The sequence below is a fragment of the Enterococcus sp. DIV2402 genome (assembly GCF_017426705.2).
Classification (GTDB): domain Bacteria; phylum Bacillota; class Bacilli; order Lactobacillales; family Enterococcaceae; genus Enterococcus_F; species Enterococcus_F lowellii.
This window is the reverse complement of record NZ_CP147251.1, coordinates 2,122,050-2,147,185: the sequence shown is the minus strand read 5'-3', so window position 1 is coordinate 2,147,185 and position 25,136 is coordinate 2,122,050. Positions and strand designations below refer to the sequence as shown.

The 25,136-nt window shown below is 34.6% G+C and carries 25 protein-coding genes and 2 pseudogenes; 24 read left to right on the top strand and 3 right to left on the bottom strand.

Annotated elements, in window-relative coordinates; genetic code table 11:
* The first annotated feature begins 4 nt into the window (after nt 1-4).
* The 5 genes from DOK78_RS10450 (at nt 5) to araD (ending at nt 4,087) form a co-directional block, all read left to right on the top strand.
* A complete protein-coding gene (locus tag DOK78_RS10450; RefSeq protein WP_207940420.1) occupies nt 5-1,480 on the top strand; it encodes a PTS ascorbate transporter subunit IIC in 1,476 nt (491 codons plus the stop codon).
* 27 nt (nt 1,481-1,507) lie between these two features.
* The gene (locus tag DOK78_RS10445) at nt 1,508-1,810 is read left to right on the top strand and encodes a PTS sugar transporter subunit IIB (protein WP_207940421.1); all 303 of its coding nucleotides are present in this window, start codon (nt 1,508-1,510) and stop codon (nt 1,808-1,810) included.
* A 68-nt stretch (nt 1,811-1,878) separates the two neighbouring features.
* The gene (locus DOK78_RS10440; protein WP_207940422.1) at nt 1,879-2,517 is read left to right on the top strand and encodes a 3-keto-L-gulonate-6-phosphate decarboxylase UlaD; all 639 of its coding nucleotides are present in this window, start codon (nt 1,879-1,881) and stop codon (nt 2,515-2,517) included.
* Nucleotides 2,518-2,523: 6 nt separating this feature from the next.
* Nucleotides 2,524-3,381, top strand: coding sequence for an L-ribulose-5-phosphate 3-epimerase (locus DOK78_RS10435; RefSeq protein ID WP_207940423.1), 858 nt, complete (start codon nt 2,524-2,526; stop codon nt 3,379-3,381).
* 19 nt (nt 3,382-3,400) lie between these two features.
* Nucleotides 3,401-4,087, top strand: a complete 687-nt coding sequence (gene araD, locus DOK78_RS10430) for an L-ribulose-5-phosphate 4-epimerase AraD (protein WP_243430484.1) — start codon at nt 3,401-3,403, stop codon at nt 4,085-4,087.
* Nucleotides 4,088-4,618: 531 nt separating this feature from the next.
* On the opposite strand, the gene DOK78_RS15795 is transcribed toward araD, so the two are convergent.
* The gene (locus tag DOK78_RS15795) at nt 4,619-4,741 is read right to left on the bottom strand and encodes a winged helix-turn-helix transcriptional regulator (RefSeq protein ID WP_422389696.1); all 123 of its coding nucleotides are present in this window, start codon (nt 4,739-4,741) and stop codon (nt 4,619-4,621) included.
* A 962-nt stretch (nt 4,742-5,703) separates the two neighbouring features.
* On the opposite strand from DOK78_RS15795, the gene DOK78_RS10420 reads away from it, so the two are divergent.
* The 8 genes from DOK78_RS10420 (at nt 5,704) to DOK78_RS10385 (ending at nt 11,830) form a co-directional block, all read left to right on the top strand.
* Complete coding sequence (locus DOK78_RS10420; protein WP_207940424.1) at nt 5,704-6,075, top strand: metal-dependent transcriptional regulator; 372 nt, start codon at nt 5,704-5,706, stop codon at nt 6,073-6,075.
* A gap of 145 nt (nt 6,076-6,220) precedes the next feature.
* Nucleotides 6,221-7,159, top strand: a complete 939-nt coding sequence (locus DOK78_RS10415; RefSeq protein ID WP_207940425.1) for a metal ABC transporter solute-binding protein, Zn/Mn family — start codon at nt 6,221-6,223, stop codon at nt 7,157-7,159.
* A gap of 14 nt (nt 7,160-7,173) precedes the next feature.
* Nucleotides 7,174-7,905, top strand: a complete 732-nt coding sequence (locus DOK78_RS10410) for a metal ABC transporter ATP-binding protein (RefSeq protein ID WP_207940426.1) — start codon at nt 7,174-7,176, stop codon at nt 7,903-7,905.
* Entirely contained in the window at nt 7,895-8,776 is an 882-nt protein-coding gene (locus DOK78_RS10405) for a metal ABC transporter permease (RefSeq protein WP_207940427.1), read from the top strand. Before DOK78_RS10410 ends, DOK78_RS10405 begins: the two co-directional genes overlap by 11 nt.
* A complete protein-coding gene (locus tag DOK78_RS10400) occupies nt 8,776-9,861 on the top strand; it encodes a metal ABC transporter permease (RefSeq protein ID WP_207940428.1) in 1,086 nt (361 codons plus the stop codon). The genes DOK78_RS10405 and DOK78_RS10400 overlap by 1 nt, the downstream gene beginning before the upstream one ends.
* Nucleotides 9,862-10,320 carry a hypothetical protein gene (locus DOK78_RS10395; RefSeq protein WP_207940429.1) on the top strand — a complete coding sequence of 153 codons (459 nt, stop codon included), beginning with the start codon at nt 9,862-9,864 and terminating at the stop codon, nt 10,318-10,320.
* A 39-nt stretch (nt 10,321-10,359) separates the two neighbouring features.
* A complete protein-coding gene (locus DOK78_RS10390; RefSeq protein ID WP_207940430.1) occupies nt 10,360-11,151 on the top strand; it encodes a class I SAM-dependent methyltransferase in 792 nt (263 codons plus the stop codon).
* 22 nt (nt 11,152-11,173) lie between these two features.
* Entirely contained in the window at nt 11,174-11,830 is a 657-nt protein-coding gene (locus DOK78_RS10385) for a VOC family protein (RefSeq protein ID WP_243430420.1), read from the top strand.
* A gap of 396 nt (nt 11,831-12,226) precedes the next feature.
* On the opposite strand, the gene DOK78_RS10380 is transcribed toward DOK78_RS10385, so the two are convergent.
* The gene (locus DOK78_RS10380; protein WP_207940432.1) at nt 12,227-12,397 is read right to left on the bottom strand and encodes a helix-turn-helix domain-containing protein; all 171 of its coding nucleotides are present in this window, start codon (nt 12,395-12,397) and stop codon (nt 12,227-12,229) included.
* Here DOK78_RS10380 and DOK78_RS10375 point away from each other — a divergent pair.
* The 3 genes and pseudogenes from DOK78_RS10375 to nrdF all read left to right on the top strand — a co-directional run.
* A pseudogene (locus tag DOK78_RS10375) lies at nt 12,381-13,013 on the top strand (ribonucleotide-diphosphate reductase subunit alpha); the annotation flags it as partial. The gene DOK78_RS10380 and the pseudogene DOK78_RS10375 overlap by 17 nt on opposite strands.
* A gap of 35 nt (nt 13,014-13,048) precedes the next feature.
* On the top strand, nt 13,049-13,978 hold the full coding sequence (locus DOK78_RS10370; RefSeq protein ID WP_207940434.1) for a ribonucleotide-diphosphate reductase subunit beta: 930 nt from the start codon (nt 13,049-13,051) through the stop codon (nt 13,976-13,978).
* A gap of 22 nt (nt 13,979-14,000) precedes the next feature.
* On the top strand, nt 14,001-14,948 hold the full coding sequence (gene nrdF, locus DOK78_RS10365; RefSeq protein WP_207940435.1) for a class 1b ribonucleoside-diphosphate reductase subunit beta: 948 nt from the start codon (nt 14,001-14,003) through the stop codon (nt 14,946-14,948).
* 1,153 nt (nt 14,949-16,101) lie between these two features.
* Here nrdF and DOK78_RS10360 read toward each other — a convergent pair.
* Nucleotides 16,102-16,458, bottom strand: a complete 357-nt coding sequence (locus tag DOK78_RS10360; RefSeq protein ID WP_339076131.1) for a MerR family transcriptional regulator — start codon at nt 16,456-16,458, stop codon at nt 16,102-16,104.
* A gap of 221 nt (nt 16,459-16,679) precedes the next feature.
* Here DOK78_RS10360 and DOK78_RS10355 point away from each other — a divergent pair, with 221 nt between their 5' ends.
* The 8 genes and pseudogenes from DOK78_RS10355 to DOK78_RS10320 all read left to right on the top strand — a co-directional run bounded on the left by DOK78_RS10355 (nt 16,680) and on the right by DOK78_RS10320 (nt 24,650).
* Entirely contained in the window at nt 16,680-17,495 is an 816-nt protein-coding gene (locus tag DOK78_RS10355) for a PRD domain-containing protein (protein ID WP_207940436.1), read from the top strand.
* Between the two features lie 108 nt (nt 17,496-17,603).
* Nucleotides 17,604-19,532 carry a beta-glucoside-specific PTS transporter subunit IIABC gene (locus DOK78_RS10350; RefSeq protein WP_207940437.1) on the top strand — a complete coding sequence of 643 codons (1,929 nt, stop codon included), beginning with the start codon at nt 17,604-17,606 and terminating at the stop codon, nt 19,530-19,532.
* A gap of 12 nt (nt 19,533-19,544) precedes the next feature.
* Nucleotides 19,545-21,035 carry a sulfatase-like hydrolase/transferase gene (locus DOK78_RS10345; RefSeq protein ID WP_207940438.1) on the top strand — a complete coding sequence of 497 codons (1,491 nt, stop codon included), beginning with the start codon at nt 19,545-19,547 and terminating at the stop codon, nt 21,033-21,035.
* A gap of 36 nt (nt 21,036-21,071) precedes the next feature.
* Nucleotides 21,072-21,513, top strand: a pseudogene (locus tag DOK78_RS10340) (family 1 glycosylhydrolase); the annotation flags it as partial.
* A gap of 233 nt (nt 21,514-21,746) precedes the next feature.
* On the top strand, nt 21,747-21,875 hold the full coding sequence (locus DOK78_RS15790) for a family 1 glycosylhydrolase (RefSeq protein ID WP_422389680.1): 129 nt from the start codon (nt 21,747-21,749) through the stop codon (nt 21,873-21,875).
* A gap of 19 nt (nt 21,876-21,894) precedes the next feature.
* Nucleotides 21,895-23,007, top strand: a complete 1,113-nt coding sequence (locus tag DOK78_RS10330; RefSeq protein WP_207940439.1) for an anaerobic sulfatase maturase — start codon at nt 21,895-21,897, stop codon at nt 23,005-23,007.
* A complete protein-coding gene (locus DOK78_RS10325; protein WP_207940644.1) occupies nt 23,007-23,783 on the top strand; it encodes a TSUP family transporter in 777 nt (258 codons plus the stop codon). Before DOK78_RS10330 ends, DOK78_RS10325 begins: the two co-directional genes overlap by 1 nt.
* Nucleotides 23,784-23,795: 12 nt before the next feature.
* The gene (locus tag DOK78_RS10320; RefSeq protein ID WP_207940440.1) at nt 23,796-24,650 is read left to right on the top strand and encodes a formylglycine-generating enzyme family protein; all 855 of its coding nucleotides are present in this window, start codon (nt 23,796-23,798) and stop codon (nt 24,648-24,650) included.
* Nucleotides 24,651-25,136 lie beyond the last annotated feature (486 nt).

The window sequence follows — 25,136 nt, the reverse complement described above, 5'->3', positions numbered from 1 at the left end:
ATAAATGGATGCATTACTGAATTTTTTGTTAGGTATTTGGGATTATTTTGCACAAAATATTCTAACAAAACCAGCATTTCTAATTGGTTTTATTGTGTTACTTGGATATATTCTTTTGAAAAAGCCATTGTATGAAAGTGTTGCGGGTTTCTTGAAGGCTACTGTCGGATATTTAATTTTATCGGTTGGCTCTGGTGGGCTGGTAAATAACTTTCGACCAATTTTAGTTGGGTTAAAAGAACGCTTCAATTTAGATGCGATGGTTACTGATCCATATTTTGGGCAAAACGCAGTGACTGCAGGAATTGAAGAAACATTTGGACGTACTTTCGGGGATACGATGCTACTATTGCTGATTGCTTTTGTGTTTAATATCTTATTAGTTCGTTTTAAAAAATATACGAAATTACGTGCTGTATTTACAACAGGTAATGTACAAGTACAACAAGCTGCAACTGCATTTTGGTTATTATTATTTTGTTTTCCTGAATTAGGTAGAATTGAAGTTTTACTAGTGATGGGATTAATTTTAGGATGCTATTGGGCAGTCGGTTCGAATTTGACAGTAGGGATTTGTCAAGATTTAACAGAAGGGGCTGGCTTTGCAATTGCGCATCAACAAATGTTTGGCTTATATTTCTTTGCTCGTTTATCAGAGCGCTTTAAGAAGAATAAAAGTAATCGTAAATTAGAAGATGTTGAATTGCCAGGATTTTTATCGATATTCAATGAAAATATGGTTGCTACATCAGTATTAATGATTTTCTTCTTTGGTATTATCCTGTTGACATTGGGACAAAATTACTTAATTGATGCTGGTTTTATGGTTGAAGGTCAAAGTTTCTTATTTTATATATTAGAAACATCGCTAATGTTTGCAGTGTATTTAGCAATTTTGCAATTAGGTGTTCGAACCTTTGTATCGGAACTGACCGAGTCATTCCAAGGAATTTCCAATACAATTTTACCAGGTGCTGTTCCAGGAATTGATATCGCCGCAACGTTCGGTTTTGGCTCTCCTAATGCTGTAACAATTGGTTTCTTATTTGGTGCGTTAGGTCAATTTATCACAATTTTACTTTTGATTTTAATTAAATCACCAACAGTCGTTATTGCTGGATTTATTCCGTTGTTTTTTGATAACGCAGCGATTGCAGTGTTTGCCAATAATCGTGGAGGGATTAAAGCTGCTATTATCTTCCCGTTCATTTCAGGAATCATTCAAATTGCTGGTTCAGCTTTGATTGCAACTTGGGTAGGTTTGGCACCATATGGCGGTTATCTCGGCATGCTTGATTGGGCAACGGTATGGCCATTCTTTACAGTATTAATGAAGTTCTTAGGATTTATTGGTGTTGCATTAGTAGTAATTATTTTACTAGCTATACCACAGATTCAATATCGTGCCGATCCAAAAGGTTATTTCTTAAAAGTGGATGATTACGATGCGTATTTGGAACAAGAAAAAGCAAATTCATAAAAAATAAAATAGATGGAGGAATAAAAAATGCGAGTATTAGTATCATGTGCAAATGGTTCAGGAACAAGTTTAATGATGATGAGAAGTGTGGAGAAAGCGTTGAAAGCAGAGGGATTTCGTATTACGAATATCCATCACTGTGCTATTTCTGAAGGTAAGAGTACTGCTAAAAGTTATGATGTTGTTTTCACACCAATGAATTTTGTGAGTATGTTTGATTCTGCTAAAGAAAAAGGTGTAACTGTTATTGGTGTTAAAAATGTCATGTCACCAAAAGAGATTACAGAACGTGTGAATGAAAGTGACTTGAAAGAAAGATTTCTTAAATAAAAATGCTGAGACAACGGCGAAAAATAAAATTTCGCCGTTGTTACTATTAAGAAAGGAGCAGAATAGTAATGAGTTTACCTAATTTACAAATTGCCTGCGATCATTCAGATTTACCTACTGCACTAGCAGATATAACAAAAGTAGGTGATGTAGTTGATATTATTGAAGCTGGAACAATATTGATGCTTCAAGTTGGAGAGTATGCAGTTAAATGTTTTCGTGCATTATATCCAGATAAAAAAATTGTTGCTGATACAAAATGTGCAGATGCGGGTGGAACAGTTGCTAAAAATTGTTCTGAAGCCGGTGCTAACTGGATGACGTGTATCTGTTCAGCAACGATTCCTACGATGATTGCAGCAGCTAAGGAAATCGAAGAAATTCAAGTCGAATTATACGGAGATTGGACTTATGAAAATGCACAACAGTGGTTGGATGCGGGAATTACACAAGCCATTTATCATCAAAGTCGTGATGCATTATTTGCAGGTGAAACGTGGGGAGAAAAAGATTTAAAACGTGTAAAAAAACTAATCGATATGGGGATGAAGGTATCCGTTACAGGTGGTTTGAGTGTAGAAACACTGAAGCTCTTTGAAGGAATTGATGTGCATACGTTTATTACTGGACGTGGAATTACTGCAGCTTCAGATCCAAAAAAAGCTGCTTTAGATTTCAAAGCAGAGATTAAACGAATTTGGGGGTAAGACAGTATGAGTTTGCTTGGTTTGTATGAAAAAGCAACCCCTAAAGACATCGGTTGGTTGGAGCGATTGGAATTCGCAAAAAAATTAGGTTTTGATTTTGTTGAGATGTCGATTGATGAAACAGATACACGTTTGGCTAGATTAGATTGGACAAAAACAGAGCGTCAAGAAATCATCACAGCCATCTATCAAACAGAGGTAAAAATATTATCGATTTGTTTAAGTGGTCATCGTCGTTTTCCTTTTGGTTCTAAAGACCCAGAAATACGTGCAATAGCTAGAGAAATCATGATTAAAGCAATTGATTTAGCATCGGATTTAGGCGTACGTAGTATTCAATTAGCAGGTTACGATGTATATTATGAAGAAAAAACGGTCAGTAGTCGTGAATATTTTATCCAAAACTTACAAGAAGCTGTTGCACTAGCTTCTGAAAAAGGTGTTATATTGACAATTGAAATCATGGATGATTCCTTTATTTCTTCAATTTCTAAATATTTAGAAATCAAAGAACAAATTCCTTCTCCATATTTACAAGTTTATCCAGATCTGGGGAATCTTTCGGCATGGCCAGAAAATAACCCTTCCCATGAATTGGAAAAAGGGATTGCTGAGATTACACAGATTCATTTGAAAGATACGTTAGCAGTAACAAAAGATTTCCCAGGAAAATTTAAAGAAGTGCCTTTTGGTGAAGGATGCGTTGATTTTGATGGATGTTTGCGAACTTTAAAGCGATTAAATTACAATGGTTCATTTGTGATTGAAATGTGGAGTGAAAGTAGTGAACGGCCTGCGGAAGAAATTGAAAAAGCCAAAGCCTTTCTAATTCCTAAGTTAAAGGAGGTTGGATATTTTGAATAGAGAACAAATCATTTTAGAAATGAAGCAACGCGTATTTGAGGCAAATTTAACGTTACCAAAAGAAGGACTTATAAAATTAACTTGGGGAAATGTTAGTGAGATTAATCGTAAATTGGGAGTTATTGTCATCAAACCCAGTGGCGTATCATATGATACAATGTGTGCAGAGGAAATGGTTGTTACCGACTTGAATGGAAATCTGTTAGAGAAAGAGAGCCTCAATCCATCATCTGATTTGGCAACACATGTAGTTCTTTATAAAAGTTTTGAAAAGATTGGGGCAATTGTGCATACACATTCAACCAATGCTGTTAAATGGGCACAAGCACGCCGGGACATTCCTGCCTATGGGACAACTCATGCCGATACATTTTATGGATCAATTCCTTGTACACGTCAGCTCACACGCGAAGAAATTGAAAGTGAATACGAAAAAGAGACAGGCAAAGTAATTGTCGAAACTTTTAAAAAAAGAAATATAGAGCCACTTGCTTGCCCAGCGGTGATTGTCTATGGACATGGCCCATTTACATGGGGAGAAACGGTAGAGAAAGCAGTGCAAAATAGTGTAATTCTAGATGAAGTAGCTTCAATGGCTTTGGGAACTGAACAATTAAAACCAACAATTACAGCAATTGATAGTTATCTACTCGATAAACATTATTATCGAAAACATGGTGTAAATGCCTACTATGGCCAGAACTGATTAAAATAGGAGAGCTTTATTATCAGATGGTATTTTGTCACTAATTTTATAAGAAAGTGTTTAATTAATAAATTGATGGTAATTATCAGTTAATTAAAGCTATGTGAACTTTTTTTAAGATACCTAATATATTTTCAGAAAATACAGTTAAAAATGAAAGTAGCTTATTGAGCCCTTAATTAAAGGTGGTTCAATAAGTTTTTTTGATGATTTTCATTATATCTAAATCTACAAAATTGAATCTTCTAATCCTTTTTTTAGATTTTCTACCACTGCAATCTCCACATATGTAACCCCCATTCTTGTATCCATATAACCTTACTAAAGAAGAGTTACCATGTCGCTTGATGTAAAGGTATTATCACTATTTTCATTTGAGAGTATGACTTAAGTCCATACTCTCAGATTGTAGACAAAATAAAGCTGCTGTCTTCTTTTTTCATTTACTTAACTTATACATAGATGCTTACTAAAACTTTTTTTGCTTTTGTAATGTATTATACATTTCTCCCCATGTAACCATTTCATTGATTAAGGGAATAAGTGTTTTCTAAATTCTGACAGTCGATATTTTGTTTTTGGAGGCATTACTGGATAGACTGTTTTGTCAATGATTTTATCGAGTTCTAATTCATTTAGATGTAATGCTAGCATTCTTTTTGAACAATCAGGAATGAGTTTTTGTAATTCACCAAAACGACAAACATCATTTAGGGAAAATGAAAAAGAATCACACTTTTCTATTTTCCCTAAATAATTTGTAGAGTACTTCAACTGAACAGCCTTCCATATAATCAAATACATGTCTTTTCATATGTATGCTCCTTTTAGTTACGATTTTTTATCAGAATTATAATATTTACAAAATGGAAGTATTTCTGTAAATCAATGATGGAAAGAATACTATGCAAGAGAGGTGAAGGCAATAGAGCTATTTAAGTATTGCTTTTAAAAAGCTTTACTTTTCTCAATAATATAAAAATTATATTCTTCTGCCCTCTAGAATAGTTTGTTTTTCAAAATTTGACATTGTGGCCCTTAATGGATTATGGAGTCTGGTCATTAAACAGAGATATTTGGGATGATTTCATCTAATACTTTTTCTAATTCATCAAGTTCCAATTGATGATTCTGACTCATTTAATGTTAAGGCTAGAAGATGTAGAACTTGTTGTGCGCCATTAGTAATAAGAATTTAATTTAAAATATATTTGATCTTCTTCTAATACTTTTTTTAACTCTGGATTCCCATCGACTGAATTATAACGAAACAGTTCTAATCGACTCCCAGAGAATTCGATCAAAGTAAACTTCTAGATTATGATACAAAAGGTCTATTGATTAGCTTTTATACCAAGAAAATTTAAAGTGATTAAAGGTGGATTATACAGACAATCGAAAAAAATAAACCAAGCAGGAGAGAGGTATTATTCCATAAAGCTTGCATACTACAATTTAAAATATATACAAAAAAATTTTTTTATCAAAATACCTAATAAATCAGAATTTTTACATAGTACTTCAAATTTTCGTTTTATGAAACTGTTTACAATTATGTGTAGGTTGTTTTAAACTATTTTTAAGGATAACCTTAAAAATTAAAGAGGTGAGTTGGAATGAATTCTTTATCAGCAGAAAAAGAAGAGTATTTAAAATTGATTTATTATTACAATGGTCAAATAGAGTTAGTCGGAAATAACAAAATTGCCAAACATTTAAGCCTATCCAATTCTTCAGTCACCGAAATGTTTCAAAAGTTAGCCAATGATAAATTAGTAAAGTATTTCCCATATAAAGGTGTTCAATTAACTAAATATGGATTAAAAAAGGTGGAACAGTTACAAAGAAAACAAAGATTATTACGTATTTTTTTCGAACATCATTTGGAATGTACTGAAGAAGAAATAATGGATTTACTTAATCATTTAGAACATATTGATAATCAACTTTTCTTTAACAAGCTTGAACTGTTTTTGAATCTCACTTGATTATAATTAAAAACATATTTTTATGGCTTGCCTAAAAATATGTTGACACACACCTAAAATTTATAGTAAATTATAGCCAATAGGTAATAAATTATAAATTACAAATGAGAATTATTCTCATATGTAACAGAATGGAGAGATTTTTATGAAGAAATTTGTTGGTTTGTTAGTGACGGTAATGTCGTTGGGATTTTTAGTAGCTTGTAGTAATGGAGGTACTGAAACGATTGGAAGTGATAGTGATAATGATTCAGGAAAACCAGTGGTAACTGTCACAACATCTTTTTTACAGGATATGGTTGCACAACTAGCAGGAGATAAAGTTGAGATTCAACAAATTATACCGGCAGGGGAAGATCCACATTTATACGTTGCTGCTCCAAGTGATTTAGATAAATTAACTTCTGCAGATTTAGTTCTTTACCACGGATTACATTTTGAAGGACAAATGGTGGATGCGTTAGAAAATACAGGTACAGCTGTTGCAAAAGATTTTTCTGATTCAGATATCAATATGATGCAAGAAGATGGCGAAGAAGTAGTTGATCCTCATTTCTGGTTTGATATTCAGTTATATCAAAAAGCGGTTGATGTGGCAGCAGATGAATTAGCTACTTTGTTAAATGACGAGTCGGTCAAAGATAAAGCTACGGATTACAAAAAAGAATTAAATGAATTGGACACATATATTGCAGATGAAATTCAAGAAATCCCTGAAAGTGAACGCTATTTAATTACACCACATGATGCATTTAACTATTTTGCAAGAAGCTATGGTATAGAGGTTATTGCTCCTCAAGGTGTCAGCACTGAATCAGAAGCATCTAATGCGGATATTTCAGAAACCGTTGACTTTATTGTGGAACACAAAGTAAAAGCAGTGTTTGCAGAATCGACAACAGACCCAGCACGTATGGAAAGATTGAAAGAAGATGTCGAGGCTAAAGGTGGTACTGTCAAAGTTGTTAGTGGGCATGGTCAAGAATTATTCTCTGATTCATTAGCACCTATTGGCGAAGCTGGCGACACGTATATTGATATGTATAAACATAATGTTGATTTAATTGTTGAAAATCTGAAATAAAAGAAGGTGATGTCATGTCAAATGTAGTAGAAGTCAAAAATCTGAATATGGCGTATCATGACAGTCCTGTCTTATGGAATATCAATTTATCCATTGCCAACAATAGCAAAACAGCTATTGTTGGTCCTAATGGAGCAGGAAAGTCAACCTTAATCAAAGGAATTTTAGGATTGCTTAAGCCAATTTCAGGTGAAACCAAGATTTTAGGAAAAGATTATCAAAAAATTTATAAAAAAATTGCCTATGTGCCTCAATCAAGCAGCGTTCATTGGGATTTTCCAACAACAGTTTTTGATGTAGTATTGATGGGGCGCTATGTGTATAGTGGCATGCTGAAACGAGCTAACAAAAAAGACAAGGAACAGGCTTTAGCTTCGTTAAAACAAGTTGGGATGGAAGACTTTAAAGATCGTCAAATCTCGCAATTGTCTGGTGGGCAACGGCAACGCGTCTTTTTAGCTCGTGCTATTTGCCAAGATGCAGAAATCTATTTTTTGGATGAACCGATGCAAGGGGTAGATATTAAGACCGAGAAATTGATTATTGAAATTCTGAATGACTTTCAAGCGCAAGGGAAAACGATTATTGTCGTACACCATGATTTATCAACTGTTAAAGAGTACTTTGATCACGTCATTATTTTAAATAAAGAGCTTGTATCGACTGGCTCTTTGAGAGAGGCTTTTTTAGAAGAAAAAATTAATCAGGCATATGGTAGTAAGATAGGTGAGATTTATGGATATTAATATCTTAACAAACTACTCTTTTTTAGTAGTTGCAGCAGGAACCGTAATTTTGGCCATCGCTTCAGGCATGGTTGGGACAATTAGTGTATTGAAAGGTCAAAGTTTAATTGGTGATGCCATTGGACATTCGTCATTTGCTGGAATTGTTATTAGTTTTATGTTGTTTCAACAACGAAATCCAATTATTTTAGCATTAGGTGCATTGTTCTCAGGTATTATTGCCTTTTTTTCCATTCAATTGATTGGTAAGAATTCAAAAATAGAAATGGATAGTATCCTCGCTTTAGTTTTATCTTCTTTCTTTGGATTGGGAATGGTATTAAAAAGCTATATTCAAGGAAATCCACAGTATTCCAATGCTTCTCAAGCTGGATTGCAGAATTATATTTTTGGACAAGCTGCTTACTTGATGAGAAATGATGTTTATTTAATTATTTTGGCAGCGATTATTTCCATTTCGTTGTTATTACTATTTTATAAAGAAATAAAAATTTTTGTTTTTGATGAGCAATTTGCTCGGTCAGTGGGGATTAAAGCCTCCTTTTTAAATTGGTTGATTTTAATTATGTCGATGGTCTTGATTTCGGTTGGGCTAAAAGCAGTAGGAGCGATTTTGATTAGTAGTATGCTTATTGCTCCAGCTATCACTGGTTTACAGTGGAGCAATCGATTCCCTATTGTTTTACTTATTGCAGGAATAGTTGGTGGAGGTTCCGCATTTGTTGGAACTTATATTAGTTCAACCGTAAAAAATATGCCGACCGGGCCAATGATTATTCTTATGATGTCCATAGTTGCTATTTTTTCCATTCTTTTTTCACCAAAAGGTTTTATTGCAGGATCTTTACGTAAGAGAAAGGGTGTAAAATGATGGGTGCATTGTCAGTTTTAATTATCACAGCTATGTCTTGTAGTTTGGTAGGTGTATTTTTAGTTTTAAGAAATTTAGCAATGGTTTCAGATGCCATCTCCCACACTGTATTACTTGGTATTGTTGCTGGGTATTTCGTTGCGCATGATTTAGATTCTCCGTTCCTATTTCTAGGAGCTGCCTTATTCGGTGTATTCACAGTGTATGCAATTGAAGCATTGGTAAAAAAATTTAATTTAAAAAATGACGCTGCAACAGGTTTGGTTTTTCCGTTACTCTTTGCGATTGCCATCATTATTATTTCGAAGTTTGCGCGTAATGTCCATTTAGATATTGATGTCGTTCTTAGTGGAGAAGTGATTTTTGCTTCATTAAATACAGTCACTGTTTTCGGAATGACGTTCCCTCGAACTTTTGTTGAAATGTCCGTTGTTTTTCTTATCAATTTTTTATTTATCATTCTTTTTTACAATCAATTGAAAGTTTCCACATTTGATGGACAATATGCTGCGTCTATTGGTATTGCTGTATCGCTCCTTCATTTTGTATTAATGACACTGGTTTCAATTACTACGGTAGTCGCTTTTAATGCAGTAGGATCAATCTTAGTTATTTCTTTCATGGTCGCACCTGTTTTAAGCGCCTATTTATTATCTAAACGATTATATATTATGATTTTATTGTCTATGATATATGGTATTGGAAATAGCTTGCTGGGTTATTGGCTTGCGATACACTTTGATGTCTCAATGACAGGTATGAGCGCTACTCTAGCGTTCGTCACTTTTTTGTTAACTTTTATTTTTTACCCAAATGGATTAATTGGAAAGCAAATGAAACATCTTCAATTGAAAAAACGCTATCAGATGAATTTACTATTGGTTTATTTAGCTGAAGAAAAGGAACAGAACAAAGAAGAACTTAGTGATAAGCTTAATTGGAGTGAAACAAAAGTAGAAAAATTCATCAGAAAATTAGTGCAAAAAGAGTATATAGAAGTGACGGAGAATATTCTTTGTTTAACGACAAAAGGAATGCATTATAAAGAACAATTAAATTTACTAAGTGCTGAAACGAGTGATTAGATGAAAGTACTCTTTGTTTGTAAAGGAAACATTTGCCGTTCACCAGCAGGTCAATATTTATTGAAAAAAATGCTTAATGAAGCCAATATTCATACAATTAAGGTTGAGTCTGCAGGTTTATTGAAACGCACGCATGGTAAAAAAATCCATCCTAAAATCAGTAGATATTTGAAATGGTTTGGTTGTGATGCCAGTAAGTATCACGCTACTTTTATAGGAAGAAAAAAATTGGATGAGTATGACTATATTCTAGCGATGGATCAAGACATTTTTTATGAATTAAATGTTCAGTATGCCTCAGATGTTACAGAAAAAATTTACTTGTTTACGAGTATATCTGATAAGGAAATACTGTTAGATATTGAAGATCCTATCTACACAGGAAAATTTTTGTTTACTATACGCAGAATAAATCGTTTATGTAAACTTTGGTTATTTCGTTTGAAAGAGGAATTGTAAATGAAGATAGAAAATTTATTTTAAAAAGGAGGAGAGAAGATGCCCATTGATTTAGGAAGTGTTCAAGAAACGATGTTGATACCGCTTAGTATTAGAGCAAATGAGACACGACGAAACAATGCTAGATTAAGTGATTTTAAAGCTGTAAGTATTACTAAAGCGATGGACATTGATATTTATAAATATGATAAGTTTATGAGTCATGAAGGTGTTGTCGCGAGAACAATTATGTTTGATCAAGAAGTAGAATATTATGTTAAGCAATTTCCGACAGCGACTTTCTTGAACTTAGGGTGTGGTTTAGATGATCGTTTTTCTAGAGTGGATAACGGGAGAATTATGTGGTATAACATCGATTTGCCAGATGCAATTGCATTAAGGAAAAATTTTTTTGAACCTAGAAGAAGAGAAGTTATAGTTTCTTCTTCAGTATTGGATTCTGATTGGTTAAAACGAATCATAAAAAGAGGCAAAATAATTATTATAGCTGAAGGGTTATTAATGTATTTTAATACAGAAGAAATCATTCATTTATTTCACCTTCTTTCCAGTAGATTTGAAAACTATATTTTAATAACCGAGTTAATGTCCTCTTTTTTTGTTGAAAATGCTAAGTATCATGATGCTCTAAGGCATACTCAGGCTCAAATCAAATGGGGAACGAAAAATGGCCATGAACTAACTCACTTGTATCCCTATTTGAAGTTAATAAAAGAAGAGAGTTTCAACGCTGTCATGCGAAAATATTCATTGCTAGGCTGGCTGTTTTCTGTGTTACCGATAATTAAGCAAATGAACAATCGTTTAGCAATTTATCAATTGGAAAAATAATGTAATGAATCGAGGTGTGAAAATGTTTGTAGGACATATTATTTATAAAGTAAATAATTTGGATGCAGCAGTAAAAAAATTTAGAAGATTTGGTTTTAAAGTAGAATATGGTAGAAAAAACAAACCGTACAATGCATTGATTTATTTTTCTCAAGGAGCATACTTAGAGTTATTGGAGAATACTGGTTTACCTACGTATGCAAAAAAAATATTTTCAATTTTTATAAATAAACAATTTATTCAACGAGTGAATACTTGGGAAAATGGGCCTGAAGGATTACAAGATATTTGTTTAGAAGGATCGAAAAAAGAATTAAAATATGTAATTAAACAATTAGATGGCAAAGGTCAATTATTGAGAACTAGAAGAATTGATACAAATAATAGAAAATTAAACTATCAAGTGTTTTTTCCAGACGATTTTGAGTATCCATTTGTTATGAGTCACTTTTCTACGAATCCACGCCCCATTAAATATACTCATCCTAATGGAAGTACGAAGATTGATAGAATTAGCTATCCGGTTTCAAATAGGAAGATAAGGGATTTTTTAAAGGACAACGTGAAAGATAGTCGATTAATATTGCAAGAAAAAAATTTATATATAGAATTTGATAACGGAATGTCAATAATGGGAGATAAGGTGATTACAGGAAACCATAGTTACTACTTTTTGTAAAGTACTCTCATATGTATAGATAAAATTCAAAATAATGTTTTAGATGAAAAAAGCTGAGTGATTCGTACATTTATTGTATCATTGCTCGGCTTTTTATATAGAGGCAACGAACAGCTTCTTCAAGGGCAGTTAATTTCCCGAAGTATTTCCGATGAGTCCAACGATAATAGGTAGCTCGCGAAACTTCGAAAAGCTGACACAATGCAGTAATGGTTAATTTTCCTTTCATTCTTTTGACTAATTTTACAAATATTTCTGGCTCCACATTCTTTCCAATTCTTTGTACTTTTTTAGCACCTCAATGTGCATTTTTAAAAATTTATTTTCATTTTTGAGCTGTTGTTCATTTGATTGATCTTCTGGACCTTTTCCATAAGAATACTGTTTTCCAACCAGCTAAACCAGTCGGTGATTATCACCATTACGATACCAACGCCACCACGTTTCAATTTGTGTTTTGTTCTTAATTCCTAATTCTTCCATAATCATTTTTACAGGAATATTCTCTTTTTTCATCTGTATAGCCATTTCTTTGATGTGAATCAGATAAGACACTCGATTTCCCATTGAACAACCGACTTATGCTAATGGAGACTATTTTGACACCTATTTGGCCATGGATTTTGAATTGAAAGAGGCTAAAAATAAAGAATTATTTGCAGCAATTCATTTACCAACTAAAGCTGATTGGCAAGCATTAAAAGAAGCTGTTGCTAAGGATGGTTTATATCATCGCAATCGATTAGCAATTGCACCAAATGGATCGATTTCATATATCAACGAAACCAGTGCGTCTCTTCATCCAATAACACAATTAGTCGAGCAACGTCAAGAAAGTAATGTGGGTTCTATCTTTTATCCAGCACCGCTTTTAAGTGATCAGACCTTGCCATTTTATACGTCAGCTTATGATTTGGATCAACGAAGAATCATTGATACCTACGCAGTTGCACAAAAACATATTGATCAAGGGATGAGTTTAACCTTATTTATGCGGTCGGTTTTACCAGAAGGGCTCTATGAGTGGAAGAATCAAGGGACATCCCTAATGACCACGAGGGACTTAAATCGCTTACGTAATTATGCCTGGACTAAAGGAATTAAGTCGTTGTATTACGTTCGTACATTTACCGAAGATGATGAGATTCATACAGCCAATGAATGTACAGCTTGTATGATTTAACAATAATAGATAGCTGAAACAAAGGAGAGAATACAATGAACTTTTTATACTACAAAGCCGTCAATTGGGACGAACTTCAAGATACCTTAGATCAATATACCTGGGAAAAATTAACCAACAATTTCTGGTTGGATACACGTTTACCTTTAAAAGAAGATCTTTTCGTATGGGAAAACCTAGCAAAAAGAAAAAAGGAAAACTTGAACAAGATGATGGCTAGTTTGTCGTTAAATTATGCCTTGCAGTCAGAATATGGTGCCCCCAGTCTGAGAAGAGGAATTCAAACCCAACAAGAAGAAGCTGTCTTAAATATCACGACGTTTATGGAATCTGTTCATACAAAGGCCATGACCACTTTCTTTCGAGCCTTTTTAACAGAAGATCAAACGGCTGAATACTATGCCTTTGCTGACCGCCAAGTAGAATTAGCGTTGGAATTGACTATCATCGATGAAGTCTATCAATCAGGCAGTGAATTGCAAAAAAAAGTGGCTTTCTTGTTAGGTGAGACAGTTCTAGCTTATGGTAGATTATCCCCCATCTTAGTAGAAACTCAACTTGTTCAAACCAATCAATTAATTGGTAACATCTTACGAGGAGGCGGGATTTATTGCGCCTATATTGGGTATAAATTTCAATTAGCTTATCAAGAATTGCCTGTAGTAGAACAAGTTGCCGTAATGGAATGGGTCGTTGAATTGGTAGAAAAAATCTTGCCTCTTGAAGAAAAACTGATTTGTCGATACAGCACGGAAAGCGAGATTGCTAAAGAATTGGTTCACTATGCAACTAATTATTTCTTTCAACTAGTTGGATCTTCAGAAACGGTTTTCTTTGAATTACCTCAAATGATAGGAAGTAAACTAGATAGCTGGTTAACAAACATTGATGATTTACGAAAAGAGGCGCGACAAATATTAAGTAATCAAACAGAAGCGATGAATAATGAAGATTACGAATTTTAAAAAAAGGATAGGAGGATGAGCAATGGTAGAAACAGTCAACTGGAATGTCATTGAAGATGAATTTGATGAATATGTATGGGACAAAGCTACAGCTCAATTTTGGCTAGATACGCGAGTACCGGTGTCTAATGATCTGAAAGATTGGCATACCTTGTCCGCAATAGAGAAAAGCATCTTAAATAAAGTGGTAGGTGGGTTGGCCTTGTTAGACACCCTTCAGTCTGAAGAAGGGGTCAATGTGATGCGAGAAGATGCATTGACCCATAAAGAAATGGCGGTTATTAATAATTTTTTACTAATGGAATCAATCCATGCCAAAAGCTACGGCACTATTTTAACGTCTTTGAATGAAAAAGCAGTGACGCAAGAAACGTTTGCATGGATGAATAATGATCCTCGAATGCAGTATAAAGTAAAACGAATCAATGAGATCTATAAAAAGGAAGATCATTTGAAAAAGAAAGTGGCAAGTGTCTATTTGGAAGGAATTCTATACTACAATAATTTCTTCCTACCTCTTTGGTATCGGGGTCAAAATAAATTAGCTAATCTATCAGAAATCATTAAATTAGTCATTCGAGATGAATCGGTTCATGGAACGTATTTAGGGTATAAGTTCCAACTAAGTTTTAAGCAACTTTCCACAGAAGAGCAGACTACGTTTAAAGTCTGGATGGATGAATTACTGGATGATTTACTAGAAAATGAATTTCTTTTTACAGAAGAAATCTATGCACCAATCGGTTTAGCAGAGGAAGTCAAACAGTTTGTTCGATACAATGCTAATAAATCTTTACAAAATATGGGCTTTCCAGCAAGATTTGAACAAGCGACAATCGAAGACATTAACCCAATTGTCATGAATGGAATCTCAACCGAAACCGCCAATCATGATTTCTTTTCCCAAGTTGGTGCGGGTTATTTAATGGGTAGTGTGGAGGCGATGGACGAAGAGGATTATACCTTTTAAGTAGAAACACTACGCTATATGGATTTATGAAAAAATTATGCATTAGGATAAAAAACAAGCCAGGTGTCTCAAGATGCGTGGTTTGTTTTTGGACTATAAAGGAAGTATATAATTTTGACGGCGTTGGGAAGCTGGTGTAAGGGATTTTTTTATCCGCGAAATGATACAAAGTAGTGAAGAAAATAGGTAGACAGTGGTGAAGTAATATCCTCAAGAAGTACTTGCTCTTTATTGGGAAAAAGCCGATTACTATGCTAGGCAAGGAAAGAGAACAAACTATCGTCATGCGGTGAGTATTTTAGAAGACATTTATGAGATAATGAAGAATCTCCAGTCAGAAAAGAAATGGGAAGTGAGTTATCAGGAATTTATGACAGTTAATAAATGTAAGAGATTACTAATGGAAATGTTGGAGACATGGATACAGTATCATTAGAGAACCAGTAAAATCTGAGTTACGGAGCTATTTAAATCGTTTAAACTAGAGACGCTTAAGTCAGTTTGTTTGATAGATAGTAGTCAGTATTGTAGTTCAAATCTAATATTCGAAATCCACTTAAAACATAAAAATAATGAATTACACCAAACATTCTACAAGAAGGGGACCAAATATATCTGATACTAGGATGTGTCTGAAAACTTAACAGAAATATGGTATGCTCTAATAAAAACGAATGGAGCCTGATAAAGAATGGCATAATCCCGGCGATATGAATTGAGTGGTGAACAATGGAATCAAATTGTTGGACTATTTCCAAATTATCGTACAGGTATTTTTTTCGTTCATTGAATTTGCCAAGCGAACAGTTACGCCTCTGGTAAAATACGTACTTGAAGCTCTGTCAAATAGGCGACCTTGTTGTTAAGGATCGTTTCGTGGAGCGAACGTTCATAAAAGTAGTTATCGATTTTTCACTCATGATTGGCGATCAGCTGTTTGACTTTGTGATAAAACTGCTTCAATCTTTCATCATCACCTTGATAAATCGCAATCAAATAGTGTCCTGCTGGTTTAACAAACGAGGCTAGTTGCGGATTTTCCTGATTCGTTATTTGAAAAAAGGTAAGGCTGTGCCATCAAAAGATCGTAAGCTTGGCTGATTATCTCCGGTAAGCTGCTGCCGCATGGATAAATATTCTTTTTGCTGTTCAATCAAGGAAAAAGGGGAAGTTTTTCTGCAACCAACCGTAAATCCGCTACTTTTCGTTCGATGATTTTTTTGATGTTGGTCATCTGTTGGATTTTTTCATCGATGGTTTGACGCTTGGATTTCAACAGTTTTCTCATGATTTCTGCATCACCGGTAAGCACTGTTTGGATATCTTTTAAGGGCATCGAAAGTTCTTTCAATGACAGGATGAATCCGAGATCCAAAAGTTGATCAAGGGAATAATAACGGTGCCCGTTCTCGTCTTTGCTGTTCGGTTGAAACAGTCCAATTTCATCATAGTAGTGGAGTATCCGAGGATTGCTGAATCGATAAAGAAATCGAGTTTTATATCTATACATTATTTCTTTGCTAAGAGGAACTAGCAAAGAATATAGAAGACGCATGTAGATAATTTTCTATATTAAATTTTAGAAACCGCTTGCTTTTTTTTGTTTATTAGTATATCATATAGTCAATTGAATGGGTAGTTACTGGTAAAGCAGGCTATACCTTAGGATGCACGTATTAGAATTACGTGTGTGTTAAGGTATGGCCTTTTTTTTAGGAGGTGAAATCTTGTTTGAAAATTAAAAAGATACTGAACAATAATTCAGTGTTGGTAGGTGAAGGGTCAAAAGATTATATCTGGATTGGGACAGGCATTGGCTTTAAGACAAAGCCTGGACAAGAAGCAGATGAGAAGAAAATTGAGCGGGTTTTTGTGTTGCAGAAGCAATCAACAAAACGTTTGATGAATTTGTTACAGGATATGCCTGTCGAATATGCGACGTTAGCAGATGATATTATCAAATATGGGAAACAAAAAATCACGTATGAGTTGAGCGATTCTATTTATATTTCATTAACAGATCACCTTTTTAACACTGTGAGACTGCAAAAAGAAGGGCTACATTTGAATAATCAATTGTTTTGGGAAATTCGTAAGTTTTACCCAAATGAATTTTTGGTGGGAGAACATGCGGTTCAATTGATTAATCAAAAATTTAAAACAACACTAGATGATTCTGAAGCAAGTAATATTGCTATGCACTTTATTAATGCACAATTAAATAGTGACGAGCAAGTTGAAAACATTCAATCATTGACCCAAAAGATCCGAGATATTTTAGCTATTATTAGGATGCATAACCACGTGGATGTTGATGAAAAGAGTTTATCATTCGAACGGTTTGTGACACATTTAAGATTTTTCTTTAAACGATTGGAAACACGTACAACTGAAAATTCTAGTAATCCGTTATTGGTTCATGTGATTGAGAAATATCCAGAAGCATATGAAACAACCTTGCTGATTGGCAGGTATTTAGAAAAAGAATTAATCGATGAAGAACAATTATATTTAACGCTACATGTACAAAAATTAATAGAGAAATAATTCAAGGTGTTACTGGTCATGCAGGCAAGACTTGACGAAGTTGTTGTGAGACAACTTTGTTTAGTCTTGTTTTTTATTTTATAGAAATTATTGGAGAGGATAATTGTGATGGATTATAAAGAATTAAATGAACAAATATTAGAAAATATTGGGGGAAAAGAAAATATTAATGGTTTAGCACATTGTATGACTCGTTTGCGTTTTAAATTAAAAGATGAATCGAAAGCAAACACAGAGACTATTAAAAAGATTTCAGGTGTTGTAACGGTTGTACAAAGTGGTGGTCAGTATCAAATAGTCATTGGAAATCATGTTGCAGAAGTATATAAAGAATTTGTAGAGTTAGCTGGAATTCAAAATGCATCAACTTCACAAGACGATGTAGATAAGCCGAAAGGGATTTTAAATAATTTCATTGATATTGTATCTGGTGTATTTACCCCAGTTATTAATGTTTTGATGGCTGCCGGTATGATCAAAGGCTTATTAGCTTTACTAGCAGCTTTTGAATTAATTGACAAAGTATCAGGAACATATCTAATTTTGAATGCTACTGGTGACGGTCTCTTTTATTTCTTTCCATTATTCTTAGGTTATACAGCATCGAATAAATTTGGAGGAAAGCCATTTATTGGTATGGCTATTGGTGCTGCATTAGTGTATCCATCAGTTGTTGCAGCAAGTAGTGCTGGAGGGGAAGCGTTATTCACTTTATTTCAAGGAACAGTCATTGAATCCCCAGTCTATATCAAATTTTTGGGATTACCAGTTATTTTGATGAACTATGCCTCAAGTGTTATTCCTATCATTGCAGGAACTTATTTAGCTGCTAAATTTGAGGCTTTTTTTACAAGAGTTATTCCTCGTATGGTGCGTAGTTTCTTTGTTTCTTTTCTAACATTAATTATTACAGTACCCTTAGTATTTTTAATTGTAGGTCCTATTACAACTTGGGCGGGTTTGTTTATTGGACAAATATTATCAGCAGCAAATGATTTCAGTCCAATCATTGCAGGAACTGTGATTGGTGGCTTTTGGCAAGTCTTTATTATGTTTGGTCTGCATTGGGGATTTGTTCCAATTGCATTGAACAACTATGCAACTCTAGGATATGACGTAGTTATGATGGCTGGTCTTGCAACACCTTTGGCAATGGCTGGCGTAACGTTTGCAGTTTTCTTCAAAACCAAGAACAAAAAACTAAAAGAAATCGCTTTTCCTGCAGCTTTGTCAGCAGTATTCGGGATTACTGAACCAGCATTATATGGTGTAACATTGGCTAGAAAGAAAGTTTTCTATACTACTTCAGTAGCAGTTGCCATTCCTGGTGCAATTATGGGGATTTTCAAAACACGAGTGTACATTAATGGTGGAACAGGGATCTTTGCCTTGCCAAGGTTTATCAACCCTGAAGTTGGTTTTGACAACAGTTTTATTGGATTTACTATTGCTTGTGCAGTTGCATTTGTCGTAGGATTCTTAATTACTTATTTCTATTCTTATAATCCAAAATTGGATGAAGAAACAGACGAAGTTACTGAAAAAGAGAGTGTTTCTATTAATGAAACCTTAGGTCAAACAGTTTTATATGAACTGGATACACCAATTAAAGGTGAAGTGATACCGTTAAGTAAAGTATCTGATGCTGCCTTTTCGACAGGTTTACTTGGTCAAGGAGTAGCAATTTTGCCAACTGAAGGGAAAGTCTACGCACCAGCAGATGGCGAGGTGACAACGTTGTTTCCGACATACCATGCTCTTGGTTTAACAACAAATGAAGGTATTGAAATATTGATTCATATTGGTATGGATACAGTGAATCTACAAGGAAAATACTTTAATCCAGCTGTGAAACAAGGTGATACAGTGAGAAAAGGTCAATTACTAGTAACATTTGACATTGATGCGATTACAGCTGCAGGGTATTCATTGCAAACACCGATTATAATTACGAATTCTAAAAAATATTTAGAAATTGTGAATGTTGAAGTTTCATCTGTCAGTCATGAAGATAATTTATTAACAGTAATAGCTTAGGAGGGACAATTGATGAGTAAAAAGAATATTTTTCTATTTGTAGCAGATCAAATGAGAAATGACGCATTGGCACACATGGGAAATCCAGCATCTATCACACCTAATTTAGATGATTTAGTTTCGGAGGGTGTCTCTTTTGAGAATGCATACTGTCAAAATCCAGTATGTGTTCCTTCTAGAAATAGTTTTTTAACAGGGTTGTATCCACATGTGAGTGGACATCGAACAATGCATTATTTACAACGTGAAGACGAACCTAACATTTTAAAGGAAATGAAAAATAATGGATATGAAGTGATTTGGATTGGTCGGAATGATGTTGTTCCCGCGGATCGGCCTAAAACAGAATACTGTGACGAGTATTATGATGGTGTGAAAAATGAAAACACACGCGATGCTGAAAATAGTCAAATGGATCACTCTGTTGATATGAATGAAGATAGTAAAAAGTTATACGATAAAATGTTATCAGGAGATACTTATTACTCTTTTTATATGGGGAAATTACCAGATGGAGAAGGATATGGAAAAACAGATTGGAATTGTGTAGAAAAAGCATTGGAGTACATTGAACGTCGTCGTAAAGAATCTTCAGATAAACCGTTCTTCGTTTATTGTACTATTTCATTTCCACATCCACCATATGCGTGTGAAGACCCATGGTATTCAAATATTGATCGAAGTAAGCTACCACCTCGTCGTCCAAATATTCAAGAAGTTCCAAACAAGGCTTCGATGCTATATGGTATTAATGAACGACAAGAGTTAAACGATTGGTCAGAAGAGCGTTTTGATGAATTGAGAGGAACTTATTTAGCGATGGTTTCTCGTTTTGATCATCAAGTAGGATTGATTAAAGAAAAATTGAAAGAGTTTGGCTTATATGACGATACGAATTTGATTATTTATAGTGATCATGGTGATTATACAGGAGATTATACGATTACGGAAAAAGTTCAAAACTGTTTTGAAGATCCGATTTCGAATGTACCATTATTGATTAAGCCTGCAAAAGGAATAGTAGTAGAGCCACGTATTTCCAAAGCACAAGTTGAATTGCTGGATTTACCGGCAACGATTGCAGAAATGGCAGAAATAGACTTATCGTATACACAGTTTGGAAAGTCACTATTGCATGTGGTAGCTGGTGACGAAGAGCATAAAGATGCGGTCTTCTGTGAAGGGGGACGTATTCATGGTGAGAAACAGGCGATGGAATTAGGTCATGGACCAGAATCTCCTTACTGGCCACGACTAGCAACACAATATAGTGAAGGTCCGGAGCATACAAAAGCAGTCATGTGTAAAATGGGAGATTTTAAATACACGATGCGTCTATATGAAACAGATGAATTGTATAATACTATCGAAGATCCGATGGAAATTAATAATTTAGCTGTTTTAGATGAGTACCAGGATTTAGTTCAAAAAATGAAAAATCGAGTGACACAGTTTTATATGGAAACAACAGATTATGTACCTATGAAGCGTGATAAACGTTAATAATAATTCAAATAAACAACTGAAATGTGGAGAACAATGGGTAAATTTCTCAAGAATTTCTTATGGGATGGTGCAACAACTTCCAATCAATTAGAAAGAGCCTATAACGTAGATAGCGAAGGTTTGTCTGTAGACGATGTGCTGCCGGGGGGCGTAAGCGTCTAGCAATTTTAAGTAGTGAAGAATTTGACTGGTCACTAGATTATGACAAACTGGAATTGATCATTAGCATCATTTTAAAGAAGACATTGCGTTATTTGCGGATATGGGCTTTAAGTGCTATCGTTTCTCAATCGCTTGGTCAAGTAGTTTTCCAAATGGTGATGAATTAACACCGAATGAAGTATGACTAACGTTTTATGATACCTTGATTGACGAGTATTTGAAATATGAGATTGAATCAGTGATTACGATTTCTCACTATGAATTACCTTTAAATTTAGCGAAAACTTATGGCCATTGGAAAAATCGTACATTGCATTTTTAACTGCGATATTTAATGTTAGCTTTGTAAACGGTTGAATCAAAAATGGCATCTGATTTCATTACAGGACGCTTGCTATTATTGTAGGTAATATGCATGTTTAGATGAAATCAAAGAATGTACCTAATTGACTATTTGCGTTGACACATTGAAGTAATCGAAGATGGTATTGAATTGATGGGGTAACCATAGGGCTGTATCGATTTAGTCAGCGCATCAACAGGGAAATGAGCAAATGTTATGGTTTTTTTTATGTCGATTTAGATAATCAAGAAAATGGGACATTGAATCGTTCGAAGAAAAAATCATTTGATTGGTATAAAGAAGTAATTGTGATGAACGGTGAAAAAATATAGAAGAAAGTAGGGATATATCTTGAAACATATTTCCGTGTTAATCAAACCAGCTTCAGCACTTTGTAATTTACGATGCAAGTATTGTTTTTATGCTAATGTTAGTTCATTGCGTGAAGTACGTTCTTATGGGAAAATGAAAACAGATATTGCCGAGCAAATGATCGCGAATATTTACGAAGATTTAGAAGATGGCGATGAGTTAACGTTGGCGTTTCAAGGAGGAGAACCAACGTTAGCAGGATTATCCTATTTCCAAAACATAACTGAGTTGATTGAAAAACAAGTCAGACGTGTGCATGTCCATTATGCGATACAGACGAATGGTATAGTGATTAATGAGAAATGGTGTGTATTTTTTAAAGAACATAATTTTTTAGTGGGGTTGTCAATTGATGGACATCCCCTCTATCATGACTTGAATCGAGTGGATCCTAGAGGTCGAGGAACGTTTCAGCGTGTTCTTCAAACAAAGGCGCTGTTTGATCGTTACGAAATTGATTACAATGTCCTTTGCGTATTAACAAATCCGTTGGCGAAAGAAGCGAAGAAAGTGTTTCGATTTCTTAAAGAACAACAGATTGGTTATGTTCAATTTATTCCGTGTCTGGATGATTTAGACGCACTGGAGCGAAATAGCTATGCTTTGACACCTAAACGTTTTGCAAGTTTTTATCATCAAATCTTTCAATTGTGGTTCACTGAACTTCAGCAGGGGAATTACATAAGTATCAAACTATTTGATGATATCGTGAATTTATTGGTTCGCCGACAAGTAACAGCGTGTGGTATTTTAGGAAATTGTCAGGTGCAGTATGTTATTGAAGCGGATGGGAGTGTCTATCCTTGTGATTTTTATGTCTTGGACGAGTATCGCATGGGCTATATTCAAGAACAAACATTACGAGAATTATTTTCGCAAGATGTTTCTAAAAAATTTCGTTGTGAAAAAGCCCCCTTACCTGAAAAATGTCAAATCTGTCCATTTTTAAAAATGTGTCACGGTGGCTGTAAGCGAATGAAAGATGCTATGTATGTAGATGAACGTGATTTTTGTGGTTATGCACATCTGTTAAAAGAATTTGTTCCAAAAATAGATGAAATTTTAGAGACATTACAGGCGGTTCATGCATGATTATTGGAATCATTTATTTTTTGGTGATTGTACTAGCAAATACAGTTGGCGCTGTTTCTGGCATGGGTGGTGGTGTCTTAATTAAACCGATTTTTGATTTTATTGGAGCGCACACAGTGGCGGCGATTTCGTTCTATTCGTCGGTTGCTGTTTTTACGATGTCGATTGTTTCGACAAGTCGCCAATTAACGAGTGGGCGAAAAATTAATTGGAAGATTGTTGTCTGGGTATCCGCAGGTGCAGTATTAGGCGGAATTCTTGGTAATAGCGCGTTTGATTATTTCTTACGAATTTTTGCAAATGATGATGCCGTTCAGATGATTCAAATTATTTTGACGATAATTACACTCTTATTTGCTTTGTTCTATACAAAATACGATTGGAAAAACTTCCAATTAAGCCATAGTTTTTGGTATTTAGTTTGTGGTCTGATTTTAGGCTTTTTTGCTAGTCTGCTTGGTATTGGTGGAGGACCGATTAATGTTTCTTTACTAATGTTAATGTTCTCGATTCCTATAAAAGAAGCAACGATGTACTCGATTTGTACAATTTTCTTCTCCCAACTATCCAAATTAGTGACGATGGGAGTGTCTACCGGTTTTGGAGATTTCGATTTAACTATGTTGATATATATTGTACCTGCTGCGATTATCGGTGGGCTGTTAGGAGCGAAGTTGAGCACCATGCTATCTGAAAAAAAAGTAACAACGGTGTTCCAATTAGTTATTATGTGTGTCTTGTTGATTAATTGTTACAATAGTTTTCAGCTACTATAAGGAGTGACAACCATGATTAAAATACCTGGTGGAAGTTATATCATAGGAACAGATCACGCAGACGGATTTGAAGCAGATAATGAAGGACCTCGTCTAACGGTTGTAGTTCCAACCTTTTGGATGGATGAAACGACCGTAACGAATGCTGAATTTGCTAAATTTATTGAGGCAACAGGTTACGTAACTGAGGCTGAACGTTTTGGTTGGTCTTTTGTCTTTCACTATTTTTTGAGTGAAGAAACACGAATGAAAAGTCAATTAGTTCCCAATATGGCATGGTGGTACGCTGTAGCAGGTGCTGATTGGCGTCATCCAGAAGGTCCAGATTCAACGATTGAAATGCGGATGGATCATCCTGTCGTACAAGTCTCGCGTAACGATGCGATTGTTTATTGTAACTGGGTGGGCAAACGTTTGCCAAGTGAAGTAGAATGGGAAATTGCAGCTAAAGGTGGGACAAATAATGAGCGGTATCCATGGGGCGATGAAGAATTTATCTTAGCTGGTAAACATCGAGCGAATATTTGGCAAGGAGATTTTCCGGGAATGAATACAAAAGACGATGGTTTTATGAATACAGCACCAGCCAAATGGTACGAGCCGAATGGACTAGGGATGTATCAAGCGGTTGGCAATGTCTGGGAATGGTGTAGCAATCCAGCACGAATTGATTTGGAGAAGTTTCAAACAACAACGAGTGAAGAAATTTGGCAAACATACCAACAAGTGGATGATACCTATTACGCAACACGAGGAGGTTCTTTCCTCTGTCATTATTCATACTGTAAAAGGTATCGGATTGCAGCTCGTAATGGGAATTCAGGTATGTCTGCTGCGAATAATTTAGGATTCCGTTGTGTGAAATAGGATTATGAAAGAATTATTCAAATTCCAAATATTTTCATAAATAGCAACCTACGCTACATGATAACCTAGCTTTTATGCTTGAAGTATCGTGTAGCGTAGTTTTTTGATAAACATAATACGTACAATGAACGTATTGGAATGATTAAACAAAGGGATTTATCAAAGAAAATGATTGAATTAAATTGTTCCTAACACGGCCGCTATTAGTATGTTCTTAATGGGAAAAGGTGTAATTTTTACTTAGAAAATACCTGGAATTTAATACGAAAACTATTTTACACAATGAATCTTTGTAAGTATTTTCTTTCTTCTGAGAGGCAGTGAGAGTCACTTCGTTATAACTATTGACCTTTTCCGAAAGAGAAGCAAGTAGGTTAAAAGCACAAAAAAATGGATATATTGTGTGCTTTTGGGTTTTCCCTAAAGGTTATTATGCTCCAATAAAATTACGATCACTTTTCTAAAATGACATAAAAATTCGCAGAT